The organism is Microbacterium sp. Bi128, assembly GCF_918698205.1.
In genome coordinates, this window is record NZ_CAKKMM010001254.1 from 1 (window position 1) to 1,497 (window position 1,497).

A 1,497-nucleotide genomic window follows, 5' to 3' on the forward strand; every position below is an offset into this window, starting at 1 on the left:
CGTGTCGACGACAATCATGTCCAGAGCGGACGGCTGCTGGCCCACCACGCTGCGCAGCGTGGCCTCCGGATTGGGAGCATAGTCTGTGACCAGGACGACAACAGTGAGCCGCGCGAGCTGAAGGCGTGCAACCCCCGTTGTCCCCAGCATCCGCTGGACCCGGGCCAGGTTCGCGGGGTGTGCCATTCTCCGGAACTTGGTCTGCTGCTCCTTGGGCAATGCCCGCCACACACGCCGAAGGTTCCTCTTAGCCGTGGCTTTCAGCGAAGCTATTGCTTGGCTCTGGTCGTGACCTGGCATTGTCTGATTCGCTTCTTTCGTCTGTTCCCACCGGTGGTTGTAGCTTCATGATCTTTTGGTCCGAGTAAATCGTTGCCCGAGCGCAAACGCCCGACCGCTGCCGGGCAGTCTACGTCAGAACGGTTTCAGCAGGACAAGGACAACATTCTGGTCTCCGGCGCTTCCCCGCACGGCCTCGACATCAAGCCCCGGACGATTCATGGAGAGCTCAAGGCTCAAGGCCGCAAGGGAACCAGGAGTCTGGCTTTCTCCGTACGTCACGCTGTCGGGCTCAGAGTGGTCAATCAGAGTCGCCACGATTGACAGGGTCCCGTCGCCGTTGTCCAGCAATTCAACAATTCTCGATTGCTGAGGATAGTCAATCAGCGAGGCTGTAGTGATTTCCCAGAATCCGCCATGCTCAAAAATGGCTTTGTGCGGTGTCACCCGGTGTTTGTGTCCGTGACCGTTCACCCAGGCGACCACGTTGGGAAAACGGGCGATGAGTCGCAGGACCTTCGATCGGCTCAGGAAAGTGGGCCCGTCGCCGGACGCGGGCTGCTTGGCGGCAAAGGCTGACAGCGGGTGATGGCCAAACAGGATTACGAGACGGTCGCCGGCCTTCGAGGTGACGAGTTTGCCCTCGGCATCGTAGAACTTCCCGGAAACTCGCTGCAGTTGTTCCTCCAGCCAATCCGCCTGGGCGGCGTCCAGCGCCGCCTCAGTGCCGCCGTCGGGACTTGCGGTGTTCAACATGATGCCGACAACATCCGGCGACAGGTCGAACGTGTAGCACGGATCGGCCCGGGAACCCTTGCCGGAACCGGAGCGGAACCGTGGATTTCCTGCGTCCTTCGGCCAAGCGTCCATAAATTCCGTCTTGCTGAATGCACGCCGAAGTTTCGATGGCGGCACTTTTCTCGACGGCAGCGAAGCGATGAGGCTCCGGCGTTCACTGTCATTGGCGGTCCTGACTGTTTCCCAGAAGTCAGTCGTATCCATGCCGGATGGCAGCCGGGTGGGCAGCCGGTCGCCGATTCGAAGAGCACCGACGAACTCGGCTTTTGGAGAAATCGGACCGGACTCCGGCTGGCCGGATTCATCATGGTTGCCGACGCCGATGTACCAGGGGAAATCCGAACCTTCCGCCGCTATCGGCTGCAGTGCGGCCGAGAGATATCCAGGAATTGTGGGATACCCATAACGGCTCTTCCACTC

At 60.5% G+C, this 1,497-nt stretch carries 1 protein-coding gene and 1 pseudogene; both read right to left on the reverse strand.

The window, feature by feature from the left end; all coding sequences use genetic code 11:
- Positions 1 to 186 (reverse strand): hypothetical protein (locus LQV45_RS31760; protein WP_230011419.1); only part of this gene is annotated, 186 nt, incomplete at its 3' end.
- A 228-nt stretch (positions 187 to 414) separates the two neighbouring features.
- Positions 415 to 1,497, reverse strand: a pseudogene (locus LQV45_RS31765) (hypothetical protein); the annotation flags it as partial.